The organism is Bacteroidota bacterium (assembly GCA_039714315.1).
Classification (GTDB): domain Bacteria; phylum Bacteroidota; class Bacteroidia; order Flavobacteriales; family JADGDT01; genus JADGDT01.
On sequence record JBDLJM010000060.1, the window covers coordinates 1 to 18022 of the forward strand.

The window sequence follows — 18022 nt, forward strand, 5'->3', positions numbered from 1 at the left end:
TTTGCGTTACGTTGCGCATACCTTTATTCACGAGAGTCTATAGTGGGTGTTCATGATTGCTTCCGTCGGCTAAGCCGAGGCACTGCGCAATTGCGTTACTTTACGGTTATTTTTTTGTCATCAGCTCACCTGCCCGTCCGGTCAGGCGGGTTGCAATTTTTGAAAAAAAACTTGGTTCTACCTATGACAACATATTTTTTTAGCCGCTAATGCACGAATTATATACTCGCTAAAGCTCGCTTTTTGTCATCAACTCATGACAATAATATTTTTCACCCACAGATATCGCGGTAGTGGGGGGATATTGTTTTGTGTCATGAGATCTGACTTCGTCGATTCTTCGAATTCTCCATTGCGCTACGCTCCGGTCGAGATGACGGTCTATAAGTATCATAGATAAAAAAAGCCCCCTGATTTAATTTAAACCAGAGGGCTAAAATTTATATTTGAAATATCCTAGAACAGATAGTTAAGACCAATATACATACCCGAAGGGCCATCCTGAATATTGAATGTTCTACCGTAATCAACTTTTACAATAAAGTTTTCGTTCATTACCACCTGGAATCCCAGTCCTGCAGACATGTGTAGTTTTTCTGCTCCGAAGTTGAAGTAATCATCGATTGTATCATCATTTTCGTATCCAATTGCGTATTCTCCCCAATAATTACTGTCGGTTAGAGGATGTTCGGCATTTACTTCGTTCACCTTATCTTCTAGAGGCAGAAGTTGTACCACACGACCGGCATCGAAGAATGCACTTAATCCCAGATAAAAATTCTGTTTAAACATTTTAAACTTGTAGAATTTCCATCTAAACTCGGCATTTAACCACGCTTCTCCGTTACCAATTACACGATTTCTTTTTACTCCTCTTAGTGTATAAGCACCTCCCAAACCAAATTGAGGAGCACCTTTTAGCATTACAGCATACATGTTGGAAAGAGCATAATACGGTTCATCTCCATAAATATTACCTGCATAACCAAGTCTATAGGTGAAACTTAATTTTTTAGGAATAAGAGTGAAATATTGTCGATGGGTAAAGTTTAATTTTAAGTATGAGTGTTTTGGGCTCGAAAGAAATTCCGGAACATAGAAAAACACCAGTTCGGTCCAGATACCTTTTGTTGCGTTCGACACACTGTTTCTTGTGTCGTACATGATTCCGGCTTTCAGGCCGCCAAATCTGCCACCTTCGGCATGTTCTTCATCTATCAGTCCCCATTTTACGTAGCGGTCGTAAAGTCCCGGCATAGTATTTAATTCCGGCACCTTTTCATCGTCATATTTTCTCCCGTCATTGTATTCGCTTGCATCAAACGAAGACATTGTGTAATTGTAATATTCAAAACCGGCAGACCAGCTCCATTTATCATTTATCGGAGTTAAGACATCAGCCTTAACTTTGAAAAAGTTCGTTTCGTTTTTATAAAACATTTTCGAATGATAGTCTTCATGATCATCTTTTTCATGTTTTCCCCCATCAACCCAATCAACATTATACATCGATTCGTATCCGTTAGCCCCAAGGAAGTCGTACTGCTTATCGGTACGGTACATCAGGTCGAAAAATACAGTACTTCCTTTTAATAGTCTGTTCGATTCAAAAGCAAAGTTGTTAATTCCATTTCCTTTTGTAAATCTTGAAATTTCCAGATAATAACGTTCGTAGTAGTTAGGGTAGATTTCACCATCTCCAAAATTGTACAAGTCTATTAAGCCTCCATATTGTAAGCCTAAATCGGTGTTATAAGTAACAGCGGGCAAGACCCCGAAACTCCAGCCTTTTTTCACTTCAGAAGTATCTCTGTCTTCAGTTTCCTGTGCATTTGCAGCCATGCCAAATAATACAATCACAAGAAGCGATGTGTAAATTTTCTTCATATGTATTTAATTTTATGTTTCGGTCATATGGAATCCCAAAATTCAACTATAGTGGTTGGTAAAAGCCAACTTTTACGGGATTTCATAGAATTACTTTGTTAGTTTAGGCGTGCAAAGTATTAAATTTGATGATAACCAAAAAATTATTGTTCAGTTATCATTGTTTTAAAGCCTTTCGCCACAGTGTGGACAATATCTTGTGGTCATCATTGAATGGTCAAAAGAGCATAATTTTTCATCATTTCTGTCATTGCTAAGTTCATCCATAAATGCAGAACTTATGATACCTGTGGGTAATGCAACCAGTCCTATTCCCAGGATAGCAATTATCCCCGAAATAAGTTTACCCAAGGCTGTTATTGGATATATGTCTCCATAACCAACTGTAGTGAGTGTAGCAACTGCCCACCAAAATCCCTGGCCTATATTTTGGAAAGCCCCGGGTTGTGCATCTTTTTCGATATAATACATCAGCGAAGCTGAAACAATTATTAGTATGAACACAACAAAAAATGTTACGCCCAGTTGTGATTTTGACTTTCTCAATACCCGCGATATCATCCTTAATGATTCCGAATGACGCGATAGTTTCAGAACTCTCAGCAAACGAAGTAAACGAAGAATTCTGATAAACCTTAAGTCGATTATGAAAATGAAGGGCAGATAGAATGGTGCTACCGCCAGTAAATCGATTATCGCCAATGGAGAAGAAATAAATTTCAATATTGCCTTCCATTGTGGGGTGTTGGGATAGAGTAGTGGAGCTGTCCAGATACGAATTAGATACTCTATAGAAAATACTATGACAGAGAAGAATTCGAAGTACATAAAAAAGGCATGATATTTCTCCTCTAATTCGGGATATGATTCTGCTACCACAGCAATCACATTTAAAACGATAAGAATTGTAATATACTTATCAAACCTGTCGCCTTTGGTAGTTTTTTCTCCGTCTGAAAGTATAGCGTCGAATGCTTTTTGTCTGAAATTATTCATATTAAAATATTAGGTATAATTCTACCTGTAAACCGGTATTAGTATTTTGTTTTATCAGTACTTTGTTTCCATTTTTCAAAAATAAGATTAGCCTCATTCTGAAGGATTTGTTGAGTTTCTATCATTCTTTTTTCTTTGGGAAGGGCTATTTCATTATAAATAAAATTATCGTCAAAACCGGCATCTGCCGCATCGTGTTTCGAAGAAGCAAATACCAAACGTTTTGGTCTGGCCCAATAAATTGCACCTAAACACATGGGGCAGGGCTCACATGATGAGTAAATAACGCAATCGTCCAGCTGAAAAGAGCTTAGATTTTTACAGGCATCGCGAATAGCAATAATTTCGGCATGGGCAGTAGGATCGTTGGTTGATGTAACCCTGTTATTGCCTCTTCCGATAATTTCGCCATTTTTCACTACTACAGCTCCAAAAGGACCACCTTCGTTATTAATAATGCCCTTATCGGCCTCCTTAATTGCTTCCCGAATATAAAACTCATCATTCATAATAATCAGATATTATACTATAAGTGTTTTTCGTAATCAGCACAATGTTCTTCTTTATAATAAGACCGAATTCTCCTGTATACCTTTCTCCTCTGATAGAGTCCGATAAATATTAAAATTGGACCCAAAGCTATCAGTGCTTCTCCAACAAACTCTACCTGTTCGAATAAGTGAATCCTGATTATTGTCATACCGGCAACAATAAAACCAACAGCAGTTCTAAAATATGCCAGGAATGTTCTTTCGTTTGCAAGCTTTGTTCTGTCAATGGCCAGTTTTTCGCCTGAAGATAATGTGTCCATGCTAGTTCAATTTATAGAATACTCCATCAAGTTGTTCTAAGTATGTGATGAAATCCTTATTAATACCTACTTTTCTTCTGGAGCTTTTCAAATCGATTTCGATTTTTTCTTCCGGATCAACTATTTTAAAGTTCAGCTGGTGTTCTCCGGGGTGATTTTCAATCAAATTCTCCAGTTCCATTATCCTTTCTTCATTAATGTTGTTCAATGAAAGAGAAAGTGTGATTTTCTTCACCATCTGATTCATTATATCCGAAAGCAACTGAATGCTATTCCATTTAACATTCAGGTTATTCATATTTCCAAAACGGGGTACTACCATCGATCTGAAATACAGGAATGCACCATCCATCATCATATGTTTGAATTTCATGTACTCTTCTCCAAACATCATGAAATTATGACTGTCGTTGAAATCGGATACTGTAAATTTACCAAATCCATTTCCATTTTTGGCAGTAAGATGTTGAACTTCTGAAAGAATACCTGCAAATTTAACTTCTTTATTAGCCATTTTGCTCATATCGTTGAAATCCATCATCCCTGCATTAGTGAAGTGTTTTATTTCAACTTTATAGTCGTCTAAAGGATGTCCTGTTATATATAGGCCAACAACATCACGTTCTCTGGCTAATTCTTCCAGGTTGCCCCATGGTTCACATTGAGGTATAATAGGTTCCGGAATTTGCACTTCCGATTCTTCACCAAAGAGAGATACCTGCGAGGAGTCTTTACTTTGTTGGTAGGCACTTCCAAATTTCATTGCCTTTGCAATAAACTGCTCTCCTTTTGTATCTACCTGCAGGTATTGTGCTCTGTGAATACCTTCGAAAGAATCGAATCCTCCACCAAGAGCAAGGTTTTCAAAGGCTTTTTTGTTAGCAGCGTGTAAATTAACTCTTTTAGCAAGATCAAAAATACTGCTATAGTTGCCATTTTCTTCCCTTTCGGTAACAATAGCTTCAACAGCACCTTCACCAACTCCTTTTATAGCCCCCATACCAAAACGAATAGCACCTTCATTATTAACGGTGAATTTGTATTCGGATTCGTTTACATCAGGTCCAAGAACTTCAATACCCATTCTCTTACATTCTTCCATGAAGAAGGTAACAGTTTTAATATCGTTCATGTTGTTACTTAAAACCGAGGCCATGTATTCTGCCGGGTAATGTGCTTTTAGGTATGCGGTTTGAAAAGCAATATAAGCGTAACACGTAGAGTGTGATTTGTTGAAAGCATAAGATGCAAATGCTTCCCAGTCGGTCCACATTTTTTCGGCCTTTTTCCTGTCGTGCCCGTTAGCCTCACAACCGTCTAAGAATTTAGGTTTTAATTTATCCAGTAAGGCAAAAATCTTTTTACCCATAGCTTTACGGAGCATATCGGCTTCACCCTTTGTGAAATTCCCCAGTAGCTGCGACAAACGCATCACCTGTTCCTGATATACAGTAATACCATAGGTTTCTTCGAGGTAAAGTTTTGATGCATCAATATCGTAAGTAATCTCCTCTTCTCCGTGTTTTCGTTTGATAAACGAAGGAATATATTCAAGAGGTCCCGGACGGTACAAAGCATTCATGGCAATTACATCGGCAAAAGTTGATGGCTTTAATTCGCGAAGATATTTTTGCATACCGGGAGATTCATATTGGAATACACCAATTGTTTCACCCCGCTGGAAAAGTTCGTATGTTTTTTCGTCTTCTAAAGATATTTCATCCGGATCGAGCTCAACGCCATGTCGTTTCTTGATAATGGTAACGGCATCTTTTATCAGGGTAAGGGTTTTCAGTCCCAGAAAATCCATTTTTAGTAATCCCGCATTTTCAACAACCGAGTTGTCGAATTGGGTAACCAATAGATCAGAGTCTTTGGCAGTCGACATTGGGGCAACTTCCCTGATATCGGAAGGAGTAATGATCACTCCACAGGCGTGAATTCCGGTATTCCTTACAGATCCTTCCAGTACTCTGGCCTGATTAATTACCTCTGCAGTCAGGTCGTGTCCGGTTGACAGGTTTTTTAACTGGTTCGCCCTGTCGATATCTTCAGAGTTATTTTTCAACTTGTCGGCAAGATCCTTATCGTTCATGCCAAAAAGTTTTTTCAACTTTATATCCGGGATAAGTTTAGCTATCCCATCAGTTTCAGAAAGTGGCAGGTCTAATGCTCTACCCGTATCACGGATAGACGATTTAGCAGCCATAGTACCATAGGTAATAATTTGGGCTACCTGATTCTTTCCATATTTTTCAACAACAAATTCAATAATTCTTTGTCTTCCTTCATTGTCGAAATCAATATCGATATCGGGAAGTGAAACCCTGTCAGGGTTCAGGAACCTCTCAAAAAGTAAATCGTATTCTATAGGGTCGATATTGGTGATTCCTGTACAGTAAGCCACAGCCGATCCGGCAGCAGATCCACGTCCCGGGCCTACCGAAATCCCCATGTTTCGGGCCTCGGTTGTGAAATCCTGCACGATAAGAAAATATCCCGGATAACCGGTCATTTTAATGGTGTCGAGTTCAAAGTCTAAGCGTTCTCTAATTTCATCATTAAGTTCTTCTCCCCATCGTTTTTTTGCTCCTTCGTAAGTGATATGCCTTAAATAAGCATTTTCACCTCTTTTTCCACCATCAACTTTATCTTGTGGGTCTCTAAATTCATCAGGGATGTCAAACTCGGGTAATAAAACCGGTTGGGCAAGAACGTATGGCTCGATCTTATCGGTAAGGTGTTTAATATTCGCTATAGATTCAGGAATATCTTTAAACAACTCCTTCATGTCGTCCTGAGTTTTAAAATAAAACTCATTGTTTGGGAATCCAAATCTAAAACCCCTTCCCCTGCCTATTTCGGTAGATTTCTTCTCACCATCTCTTATACAAAGCAGTATATCGTGAGCTTCGGAGTCTTTCTTTTTGGGGTAGTAGGTATTGTTTTGTGCAATATATTTAACATTGTATTTCTTCGCAAAGCGGAGCATTACTTCGTTGACATAGTTTTCTTCTTCAAGCCCATGTCTGATTATTTCAACGTAAAAGTCGTCTCCGTAAATATCCAGCCACCATTTAAAAGCCTCTTCAGCTTTTTCTTCACCTGTGTTTAGTATAAGGTTAGGTATTTCGCCTGTTAAACTTCCGGTTAAAGCAATTACTCCTTCTTTATGATCTTCGAGTAGCTCTTTACCTATCCTTGGAATCCCTGCATAAAGTCCATCAATATGTCCAAATGAACTCAATTTTGAAATATTGTGATATCCCTTTTTATTTTTAGCCAGTAATACCTGGGTAAATCTTCTATCGGGATTGTCCTTGGTAAATTTTAATCTTTTATAATCTTCAGCGATAAAGAATTCGCTGCCAACCATTCCCTTAATAAGCGGATCTTTCTTTTCACCGTCAATTTCACCACTTTCAATTTGTTTATTGTAGTCGTCTACCTCTTTGTTTGAGTCGTTAATTTTTTTAACAAAATGATAGGCTCCATACATGTTACCGTGATCTGTCATTCCCACGGCCGGCATGCCCATTTCTATTGCCGTGTCTATTAAAGTATTTATTTCTGTTGTGGCAGAAAGTATGGAATAAGATGTATGATTATGAATGTGAGAATATTGATGCTCACTGAGATCAACATCTGTTCCACTTTCTAAATCTGTGGTAGTTTCAACAGATTCATCAGTATCAATATTTTTATGTATGGGTTTGTAAGGCTCGATGTTTAGCCCTATTAATTCGAATGGTTTAGGATTGTTGCTTCTAAGAGTTGTTACCGATTCGTTATCTATTTTCCAGTAATCGGTATATTTATCATTGCTCCTGATTAGCTCGAGAAAACACCTTGTTGTAGCTTCAACATCGGCTGATGCATTATGCGCTTCTGCAAACCCTTCCTTAAATAAAGACTTATATAGTTTCGTTAGTGTTGGACGTAAAAGTCTTGAGCCTGTATAGCTTTTTGTTTCAGTGTCGTATTCAATTAAACCCCAATTACCACCAGTATCAAGTGTATTTACAGGGTTAGAAGTGTGATTTAGTTTATACTTGTTTTGAAGAGATGTTATTTCCTGTTGCTTCTCAGTTATTAATAACTTGTCATTCAGACTTTTCTTTTGCTCGTTGAGCTCTCTTATTTCCTTGATCTTTTCAAGCTCAACAAGTGCATCATCAAAAACCTTGCTGGGTTTTATTCCTGCTCTATGAAATTCCGCTCCAACAATATTGACGTCAAAGTTAATATTGTGCCCTACTAAAAAGCTTGACTTTTCAAGGTCTTTATTAAATTCATTAAGAACATATTCCAGTGGCATCCCTTGCTTCTTGGCTCTGTCGGTTGTAATACCGTGAACCTGAGCCGCGTTAAAAGGGATTGAATATCCTTCGGGTTTGATGATGAAATTTTTAACTTCTGTTAATTCTCCGGAAACATCGTGAATTTGCCAAGCTAATTGTACACACCTGTTCCAGTTGTCGGAATTGGTTGCAGGGGCATTATAATTTTTTGGCAATCCGGTTGTTTCTGTATCAAAAATTATATACATCTGAAATATGTTATTTGTAATGTAAGGTGGATTTAATTATATAAATCTCTATAATATATTGGTATTATACTAAAAAAAAATGAAAGGGTAAATTTAAATTTAATCAATCTATATAAGTGGTTTTTTGAAATTGTTTATTAACAATTATGTGTAATTTCTAATAAATTAATTGCGTCAATATTAGTTAATAATTCAGGTGTGTTAGAAATGTGATGAATGAAGTGTTAAGTACTTGTAACAAATGATTTATAATGAAGTTTAATAAATGATGTTCTATACTGTTTAAAGTCGAATATTTTTTATATCCAAAAGCACATTTTCTCTAATTTTACTTCGCAAGATTCAGTTCAGTCTTCACATGAGGAGGATAGGATACTCCTCACTGTAAATTGTCCGGGCTTTAATATATGAATTTGTTACTTCCTGTTGAAAACTTGACATGTTAAAGTTATTAACAAGGTGTTTGTAAGTATTGTTTGCGTTAAGCGATGTTGGGAAATTAGTTCCAAAAATTGGAATGACATGAAAAGCAATCAGTTAGCTTTTCATGTGTAGGAAAAAGGCTTCATCTTAATGAAGGCAATTAGTTCAAATCTCGATTTTCACTATTTCCTGTTGTAAGAAATATAAATTATTGTTAATAATTAACAGTAATTTGTTGAAAACTAAATAATTTGTATATTTGACCTGTATTCCCATAATGGTATTGGGGATTAAGTAAATCAAATTTACTAAACCTAAAAAACTACAACAATGGTGAGAATTAGCTACAACATGGATGGTCGTATGTTCACGGAAGTGATCAGCGCCCGCCGCCAAAGAGTATCCAGCGAGATGTTAGATTCAATTGATAACGTTTATGTTTTCAAACGTGAAAGAACTATCAAAGGACAACTTGCTAAGAGATTTATTAAAAAACTACAACGAAAAATTTCTTAGAAAAGATGAAAACCTCCTATTAACCCTGGGAGGTTTTTTTTTGTATCTTGCCGCGATTTTTAAAGCAAGAAATTATGATTAAAAAGACTACACTTTTATTACTATTATCAATTTCATTTTTTAGTTTAAAAGCACAGGAAGATACTACTAAGGCCTGGAGCTTTAGCGGAGAGAATAAGATCACACTTGGAAGTGTTGCTCTTTCGAATTGGGCAGCAGGTGGAGCTAATGCTATGTCGGGATTGATATCTATAGATTACAAGTACAACTACAAGAAAGATAAAACAACCTGGGATAACAGGTTGATCTTAATGTACGGGCTTAATAAGCAGGCAAATCAGGATTTCGAAAAAACAGAAGACAGGATTGATTTTACTTCGGCTTACGGATATCAGATTGATGGTTCTAAATGGTTTTACTCTTTTTTGATGAATTTCAAAACCCAGTTTGCCGAAGGTTATGAAGATTTTTCGTATCAAACCGAAGCATTAAACGACAATGGAGATCCATTTTTAGATCCATCAGGAAATCCATATATGGTGGGTGCTACAGATACGAGGCTTGGGTCAAAATTCATGGCACCGGGATACTTAACATTAGCACCGGGAGCCGAGTTTAAAAGTTCTGAAAATTTTAAGGTTAATATATCGCCTTTGGCAGCTAAAGCTACTTTTGTTTTAGATGATGCACTTTCTGCCCGGGGAGCCTATGGTGTTGATGCCGGAAGTAATAGCCGATGGGAGCTTGGGGCAAACATTGACGGATATTGGAAGCAAACTTTTACCGATAATTTTTACATGGAAAACAACCTTAGATTGTTCTCAAACTATCTTGAAAGTTTTGGGAATGTTGATGTTGACTGGGTATTTAAACTGAATTTGGTTGTATCTAAATATGTTACGGCTGAATTTGTGTTGAATACACTTTATGACGACGATATTAAGATCGACAGAATGGAAGATGGGGTGTCGAAATCAGGTCCGGTAGTTCAATTGAAATCTACTCTTGGAGTTGGTTTGGTTTATGTAATAGATTAATTAGTATGAACATTATACAATGACTTGATCAGTCTAAAAAAAACACCATCGAAGTTTTTCGATGGTGTTTTTTTTAGGACTAGTCAGTCAGAAGTAATTTACATGAGCTTATATATTAGAATTTGTTCGGTCTGATCATTCTTTCCGGTTTAAGAATATCATCCAGTTTTTCTTTTGTAAGCAATTTGTGTTCCAACACCAGATCGTAAACTCCTTTCCCTGTTTCCAGTGCTTCTTTTGCTATTTTCGAACTTGCTTTGTATCCGATATATGGATTAAGAGCGGTTACAATTCCGATACTGTTTCTCACCATATTCATACAAACTTCTTCGTTTGCAGTTATACCGTCAATGGCTTTTGTACGGAAAGTATCCATTGCTTTTTCTAAAAGCTTTATCGATTCCATGATGCTTTGAACTAATACAGGTTCCATTACATTTAGCTGTAATTGACCTGCTTCGGCTGCAAAAGTTACCGTTAAATCATTTCCAATAACTTTAAAGCAAACCTGATTCACTACTTCCGGAATCACAGGGTTTACTTTCCCCGGCATGATGGAAGAGCCCGGTTGCATTTTAGGTAAGTTTATCTCCCCGAAACCTGCTCTGGGACCTGAAGATAACAATCTAAGGTCGTTGGCTATTTTTGATAGTTTTACAGCTAAGCGCTTTGTTGCGGATGAGTAGATAACATATGAGCCGGTATCGGGAGTGGCTTCGACTAAATTTTCGGCAAGTACAAACTTGTGGTTTGCAACTTTACTTAATTCTCTGGTACACACTTCTGCATAACCGGGTACTGAGTTTATTCCGGTTCCGATTGCAGTTGCGCCCATATTAATCTCTTTAAATAAATTGGCATTTTGTCTCAGGCGTTCTATTTCTTCTTCCAGAGTAGCAGCATAAGCTTCGAATTCCTGACCTAAAGTCATTGGTACGGCATCCTGTAATTGTGTACGTCCCATTTTAAGTACATGGGCAAATTCTTCACCTTTCGCTCTGAATGAATTTATTAAATCCTGAAGGTGAACAATCATGTCTTCGTTCATGTCCATCAATGCAATTTTAATCGCGGTAGGATATGCGTCGTTTGTAGATTGTGAAAGGTTTACATGGTCGTTTGGTGTAATGTATTTATATTCACCTTTCTTGCCCCCTAAAATTTCATTTGCTCTATTGGCAATTACCTCATTTATGTTCATGTTGGTAGAAGTTCCGGCTCCACCCTGAATCATATCGATTGGAAATTCGAGGTCAAACTTACCGGTCATAACTTCTTCACCGGCTTTTATAATTGCATCAGCTAGTTTGTCATCCAGTACCCCAAGCTGATTATTTGCCTTGGCAGCAGCAATTTTAACAGCTGCCAGAGCTTTGATGAATCTTGGATGAGAGTCTAATCTTGCCCATGAAATATTGAAGTTTTCCAAAGCTCGTTGTGTTTGAACTCCGAAGTATGCGTCTTTTGGTATTTTCTTTTCACCTAATAAATCGCTTTCTATTCTTGTTGACATATCACCATATTTATGAATGAGCCACAAATTTAACTAATCTTTCCATCTTTCAGATAGAAAGATTACACTAAAATATTACAGAGAATTGTTTCATTGTGTTAGTAGTTGTGATGGGCGGGGTTTATAGCGTAATTAAAACTGTTGTTATATAAATGTTAAACATATAAAATATCATGATTTACAAATTCAACTTTTTATATATTTGGCCATTAATTTTAATATAGAAATTTAACAGGTTCTTATGAAGAGAAATATATTGGTACTGGCTACTGTGGTTTCATCGTTGATGTCATGTAGTGAAGACGGTACAGAAAAGAAAGAAAAAATGGCGGTAACCCCTTTTGATGGTATTTATGAAACTCCGTTTCAAACACCAACTTTCAATACTATAACTATAGATAGTTATATGCCTGCTTTTAAAGAAGGTATGAAAGAGCAAAATGAAGAAATTGCAGCAATTGTTAACAACAGTGAAGCAGCAACTTTCGAAAATACTATTGCTGCATTAGATTATAGTGGAAAGAAACTGGACAAAGTTTCAAGTGTATTCTACAATCTTACATCTGCTGAGACTAATGAAGAAATGAATAAGCTGGCGGCAGAACTGTCTCCTATGTTGTCTAAACACAGCGATGACATTTCGCTAAATGAAGATTTGTTTAAAAGAGTTAAATCAGTTTATGAAAATAAGGATGAATTGAATTTGAACTCTGATCAGCAACGTCTTCTTGAAAAAACATATAATGATTTTGTTCGTAATGGAGCTAACCTTCAGGGAGAAGCTAAAGAGAGAATGCGCGAAATTAATAAGGAACTTTCAGGATTAACATTGAAGTTTGGAGAGAATATTTTGGCTGAGACAAATAAGTTTAAGTTATTTATTGAAGATAAGAATGATTTATCAGGACTTCCTGAATCTGTGATACAAGGAGCTGCAGGTGCGGCAAAAGCGGAGGGGAAAGAAGGACAGTGGTTGTTTACAATTCACAAGCCGAGTTTGATCCCATTCCTGATGTATGCTGATAACCGCGATTTACGCGAAAAGATGTTTAAGGCATATATCACTAAAGGAGACCATGGAGATGAATTAGATAATAAAGATAACCTTACAAAGATTGCAAATCTTAGAATAGAGAAAGCAAACTTACTAGGTTTCGATACCTGGGCAAATTATGTTTTAGATATTAACATGGCTAAAACACCTGAAAATGTTAACAAGTTATTAGATGAACTTATGACTGCTGCTTTGCCAAAAGCTAAGTATGAAGCTTCGGAATTGCAGAAGATTATAGATAAAGAAGGCGGGAAATTTGAGTTGGAAGCATGGGACTGGTGGTACTATGCAGAGAAGTTGAAGAAAGAAAAATATGCTTTCGATGAGGAAGAATTACGTCCTTACTTCAAGCTGGAAAATGTTAGAGACGGGGCATTCGCTGTTGCAAACAAATTATACGGTATCACTTTCGAGCAGCGAAACGATATTCAAACTTATCATAAGGATGTTACTGTTTGGGAAGTTAAAGAAGCCGACGGAACACATATAGGTATATTCTACCTTGATTATTTTCCAAGAGCCGGAAAGCGTGGAGGTGCATGGATGAACTCTTATAGAAAACAATCGGTTGATGCTGAAGGTAAATTAATTACTCCGATTATTACAAACGTGTGTAATTTTACAAAACCTACTGCCGATAAGCCTTCACTATTGAGTGTTGATGAAGTAGAAACTTTATTCCACGAGTTTGGTCACGGACTACACGGATTATTGTCAAAAGGTGTTTATCCAAGTCTTACAGGAACTGCTGTAGCAAGAGATTTTGTTGAGCTTCCATCACAAATAATGGAAAACTGGGCTTTAGATTCTGAAGTTTTGAAAATGTATGCAAAACATTACGAAACAGGTGAAGTTATTCCTGATGAGTTAATTACCAAGTTGGAAAATGCCGGTAAATTCAACCAGGGCTTTGCAACTGTTGAGTATTTATCTGCTGCATTACTGGACATGGACTGGCATACTCTAAAAGATGCTAATACAAAAACTGCAAATGAGTTTGAAGACGCTTCAATGGCTAAAATGAATATGGTCTCAGAGATAGTTGTTCGTTACCGAAGCACTTATTTTAACCATATTTTTAGCGGAGGGTATTCTTCGGGATATTACGCTTATGTATGGGCAGAAATTCTGGATGCTGATGCATTTGAGGCTTTCAAGGAAAATGGAATTTTCGATAAAGAAACAGCCGCTAAATTCAGAACAAATATTCTTGAGAAAGGTGGTTCGGAAGACGGTATGGAACTTTACAAAAAGTTTAGAGGTCAGGATCCTTCTACTGAGGCTTTGAAGAAAAGAAAAGGGCTTTAACAGGTAAATTATTCATCCGATGACTTTGAGTCATCGGATGAATATGAACTCTTTGCAACCTAAGACAACATTGTTAAGGAGCCGCGAATGCGCTAATTATATTTTCGCTAACGTTAAAAAAACGAACGTTAGTGGGTTAATTAATTCGCGAATTAGTGGCTTTATTTTTGTAATTATCTCTTTCCTGCCAGCCTGTCTATCTAATTAGCATCAATAATATCTTTGGCTCTTTCTATAATTGTATCCATACCATTCAGGATATCATTTTCATTTAAATCTAAATATTCATCTGCACTAACTCCTAATTCAAAGTCTTCACCATCGGCATTAGTACACCTTGTAGATGAAAACCGCAGATACCATCCATTTGGCAGAGTATAGTCAACCGGTAAACCGGCACCTCCGCCTGTATCATCTCCCAAAACTGTAACATTAGGATGTTCTTTCATCATTGTTACAAAGAAACTTGTTGCACTATAGCATTTACGGTTTGTTAAAACAACCACCGGTCCATCCCAACTTTCACCCTTTGGTTCGATGTAATTGGCTATTGACCCTGAAAAGTCGTCGTGCTCAGGTCCTGCCTTATAGTATTCGAGGTATCCGACTTTTTTCTTATCTGTAAAGTGTGCTGCAAAGTCTTCGGCATGACTGAGGTATCCACCACCATTATTGCGAACGTCAATTATTATTCCCTTCGACTTACTTTGAATGGCTATGCTTTTAACGAGGTCGATATACGACATTCCTGAGCTGAAACTTCCATAGTATACATAGGAATATTTTTTATCATTATCAACAAGTATTGTATGTCTTAACCCTCCTGAAATAAGATAGTTGTCGCCTAGATAGTTTCTTTCAATTATATCCCAGTTAAAATTTGAAGGGCTGTTGAGATACCATTCCCAGTTTCTGCTTATGTCAAATCCGGAATACAAATTAACGTGACCGTCTTTTAGGGCATATAACATCTCATCATATACCATGAATTCCTCAAAAATATTCATTTCGTTGGAAATCTTTGACCTATTGGCTTTTACTATAGAATCCCAGTTTATATTTTTAAGAATGTGGTATGAGTATTTATCATCTATTGTTTTAGCCAGTGTATTGAAGTTATTTACAGCATCTGCAGATAACTCTTTCTCCATTAATACCTTTTCGCAAGAAGAAAAGAGCAAAACTCCGGTAACAAAAAAAACATAAAGTGACACTTGGTATTTCATGTGTTTATCAATTAAGCTTCGTTCACATGTAAATCAAGTTGTTGTTGTAACAGTCAAAAACTGTTCTTATTTTTTATAATAATTAAGTTTGAAGTTAGCTGTTATAAAAACACCATGTGATCCATATTGAACTTTGTTAGAAGTGTTCAAGTTATAATAATCCCAATGGTATTCCAAGGAAATTTTGTTTTCGTTCAAAAAAGGAAAAACCAATCTTAACTCGCTGTCAATTTCATAGTAGCGATTAAATGTTACCAGATCTGATTCTCCTATCTCATCATCTGGAAAATTAACACTGTAACCGGGGCGCATATAATATGTAGCAAGCGGTACTTTCATTACCCATTCAAGACTAACCCATCTGTCAAACATGTTGAATGTATAATGTAACATCCCATTCAGGGCGAAGCTGTTTAAAAAAGTATAATTGTCCTGACTGTTGGAATAATCTTCAAAATAGTTATAGTTATATCTTCCCATAACTCCGAATCCTGCCCATAGGTACAGCTCATTTGTGAATTCATGAATAGGTTTGGTGAATCCAAAATCATACCCTCCAGTGATCTGGTTGGCAGTTCTGTCTGATATACTCGGATAGTTGAAAGAGTTATAATACCCAGCGTCTATATCAACCTCTCCCCACCACTGTAAATTAGGTGAGTTGTTACGATATCCTATCCTGGTTACACCAGAAAGTCCCTGGTAATGAATAGGGCTTACAGAATAATCGTATAATGTACTAATCTTTGACCCTACGCTGAATTGCAGAAACTGTCCTTCGAATACAATTCTTTGGGCATCTAGTTTAAGACTGCCTATTATTAGTAATAATGCTAGTAAGTATAATTTGTTCATATTTGATAACTGTTTACAGGTTATAATTTGAAGTTGTTCAAATAATAATCTTTATTTGGTAGTTTAGAATTTAAAAATTTTTCTTTCCAGGTATTGGCTTTATGCTGATCTCCTTCAATTAAAGCTATTTTATACAGATACGAATAGGTAAATCCATAAACATGGGTTGGTTCATCGGGGATATCTGAAATGATTTTTTCGAAATTGGAAGCGGCCTGATTTATATTTCCATTTTCAAATTGGACAACAGCTGCTTCAAATAAGTGTATGTCCGAATTTTTCTTATTGTCGAGGAGTATATCTTTGAAGAAAAAGCATGAATTGTCACAATTTTCAATTAGATCGATCCTTTCTCCAATATTTTCAATTTTGTCAAAATAAAGTGTGAATTCAAGTTTTTCACCAATTTTGCTGAAACTATGTTTGTCGGGGCAATTTGGGATGTTTTTGCTTCCCTTAAGATTGTATTTTTTATTGTCAGCTTTGTTGATCAGATATATGTTCTTATCTGCACAGAACCAACCTCCCATAATGCTATTTGTGACACTCAACTCTATCACTGTATTTTTATCGGAGATAGAAACTTTTTTAATGATTAACTCAGGATGACTCAGCTCCGCAGCTGTTGGGAAGTAAAAATCCTGAGAAGTTCCCAAAATTGGTATAAGTAATAATATTGATAGAAGAAATCTAGTCATTATTCTTTTTTTATTGATGTAAATTCTTATTCATTCAGGTACTGTATAAACATATTAACAAATGAAAACAAAAAAATAATCTTAGCAAAAGAAATGTAATGAGAATGCTCTTATATGTTAAATAATAAATTCTTACAGCTTCATTAATAATCACGTCATGATTTTTCGCTAAATTACTGGTACTTAATGAGTAAAATAATATGACATGAGAGATTTTTACAATTTTAGATTAATGTTTTTATTTATAGTGAGCTTTTCTTTCTTCTTTTCATGTTCGAAAGAAGATGATCCTGAGGAAGAAAAAGAAGATTTATACTTTGTCTCAGTTGAAGGTAAATATGAATATACCGAAGCATCATTGGAACAGGTCTATCCCTTACCCGGAATAGAGACAGTTGTAGTTAATGGTATTAAAACTTATAAGCTTGAATACAAAACGGAGTATAATAATAATACTATTACGGCCTCAGGTACTTTAACACTGCCCGATACTCCCGGTTCCTATCCACTTGTGCTTGTAGAGCGGGGGACAATTACCGATAATAAATACGCTCCTTCCGAAAGTGATTTTCCTTTATACGAAGCTGTTGCCGGTATGGGTTATATTGTATTTGTGCCTGATCTTATAGGTTATGGATCTTCTGAAGAAATTTTACACCCCTATTACGATTATGAGTATACGGCTACAGCAAGTATAGATATGTATTATGCTATTAATGAATATTTGGGAAATCATTCTTCATCCGATGCTGTAACTAATGGCAAGTTTTTTATTTCGGGGTATTCGCAGGGTGGATATTCCGGTATAGCTACATACAAATATATTAGCGAAAATATCAATGATATTGAAGTCACAGCCGTTGGGACAGGAGCCGGTGGATATGATCTGTTGACAGTGATAGAGGAAATTTTAGAAGAAGATACATATCCTACTCCCGTTTTCCTCGTTATGCCAATGGTAACATATAACCAGTTATATATAAACAGGCCTTTGACTGATATATTTAACGAACCATATGCAGCTATGATTCAGGAAGTCATAGACGGAGGTAAGGAATGGTCGCAAATTGAGAATGATTTGCCGAATGTGATAAACGAATTGTTTAATAATGACCTGATTGAAAAGTTAAAGAATGAAGAAGATACTTT

The 18022-nt window shown here is 36.4% G+C and carries 12 protein-coding genes; 3 read left to right on the forward strand and 9 right to left on the reverse strand.

Features of this window, described 5'->3' with window-relative positions; genetic code table 11:
* Window positions 1–456: 456 nt before the first annotated feature.
* The 5 genes from ABFR62_07610 to dnaE form a co-directional block, all read right to left on the reverse strand.
* A complete protein-coding gene (locus ABFR62_07610) occupies window positions 457–1887 on the reverse strand; it encodes a hypothetical protein (GenBank protein MEN8138282.1) in 1431 nt (476 codons plus the stop codon).
* Between the two features lie 165 nt (window positions 1888–2052).
* Entirely contained in the window at window positions 2053–2883 is an 831-nt protein-coding gene (locus ABFR62_07615; GenBank protein MEN8138283.1) for an ion transporter, read from the reverse strand.
* 38 nt (window positions 2884–2921) lie between these two features.
* Window positions 2922–3392, reverse strand: a complete 471-nt coding sequence (locus ABFR62_07620; protein ID MEN8138284.1) for a nucleoside deaminase — start codon at window positions 3390–3392, stop codon at window positions 2922–2924.
* A gap of 17 nt (window positions 3393–3409) precedes the next feature.
* Entirely contained in the window at window positions 3410–3694 is a 285-nt protein-coding gene (locus ABFR62_07625) for a DUF202 domain-containing protein (GenBank protein MEN8138285.1), read from the reverse strand.
* Window position 3695: 1 nt separating this feature from the next.
* Window positions 3696–8243, reverse strand: a complete 4548-nt coding sequence (gene dnaE, locus ABFR62_07630; protein MEN8138286.1) for a DNA polymerase III subunit alpha — start codon at window positions 8241–8243, stop codon at window positions 3696–3698.
* 1013 nt (window positions 8244–9256) lie between these two features.
* On the opposite strand from dnaE, the gene ABFR62_07635 reads away from it, so the two are divergent.
* Window positions 9257–10219 carry a DUF3078 domain-containing protein gene (locus ABFR62_07635; protein ID MEN8138287.1) on the forward strand — a complete coding sequence of 321 codons (963 nt, stop codon included), beginning with the start codon at window positions 9257–9259 and terminating at the stop codon, window positions 10217–10219.
* Window positions 10220–10334: 115 nt separating this feature from the next.
* On the opposite strand, the gene aspA is transcribed toward ABFR62_07635, so the two are convergent.
* Window positions 10335–11732: an aspartate ammonia-lyase gene (aspA, locus tag ABFR62_07640; GenBank protein ID MEN8138288.1), complete on the reverse strand. Its 1398-nt coding sequence runs from the start codon at window positions 11730–11732 to the stop codon at window positions 10335–10337.
* Window positions 11733–11973: 241 nt separating this feature from the next.
* Between aspA and ABFR62_07645 the strand changes: the two genes are divergently transcribed.
* The gene (locus tag ABFR62_07645; GenBank protein MEN8138289.1) at window positions 11974–14094 is read left to right on the forward strand and encodes a M3 family metallopeptidase; all 2121 of its coding nucleotides are present in this window, start codon (window positions 11974–11976) and stop codon (window positions 14092–14094) included.
* Window positions 14095–14294: 200 nt separating this feature from the next.
* On the opposite strand, the gene ABFR62_07650 is transcribed toward ABFR62_07645, so the two are convergent.
* The 3 genes from ABFR62_07650 to ABFR62_07660 form a co-directional block, all read right to left on the reverse strand.
* Window positions 14295–15320 (reverse strand): S41 family peptidase, encoded by a 1026-nt coding sequence (locus ABFR62_07650; protein MEN8138290.1) that lies wholly within the window; start codon window positions 15318–15320, stop codon window positions 14295–14297.
* Between the two features lie 66 nt (window positions 15321–15386).
* Window positions 15387–16175, reverse strand: coding sequence for a hypothetical protein (locus ABFR62_07655; protein MEN8138291.1), 789 nt, complete (start codon window positions 16173–16175; stop codon window positions 15387–15389).
* 20 nt (window positions 16176–16195) lie between these two features.
* Window positions 16196–16873: a hypothetical protein gene (locus ABFR62_07660; protein MEN8138292.1), complete on the reverse strand. Its 678-nt coding sequence runs from the start codon at window positions 16871–16873 to the stop codon at window positions 16196–16198.
* Window positions 16874–17078: 205 nt separating this feature from the next.
* Here ABFR62_07660 and ABFR62_07665 point away from each other — a divergent pair.
* The coding region (locus ABFR62_07665) for a hypothetical protein (protein MEN8138293.1) at window positions 17079–18022 on the forward strand (944 nt) is incomplete at its 3' end.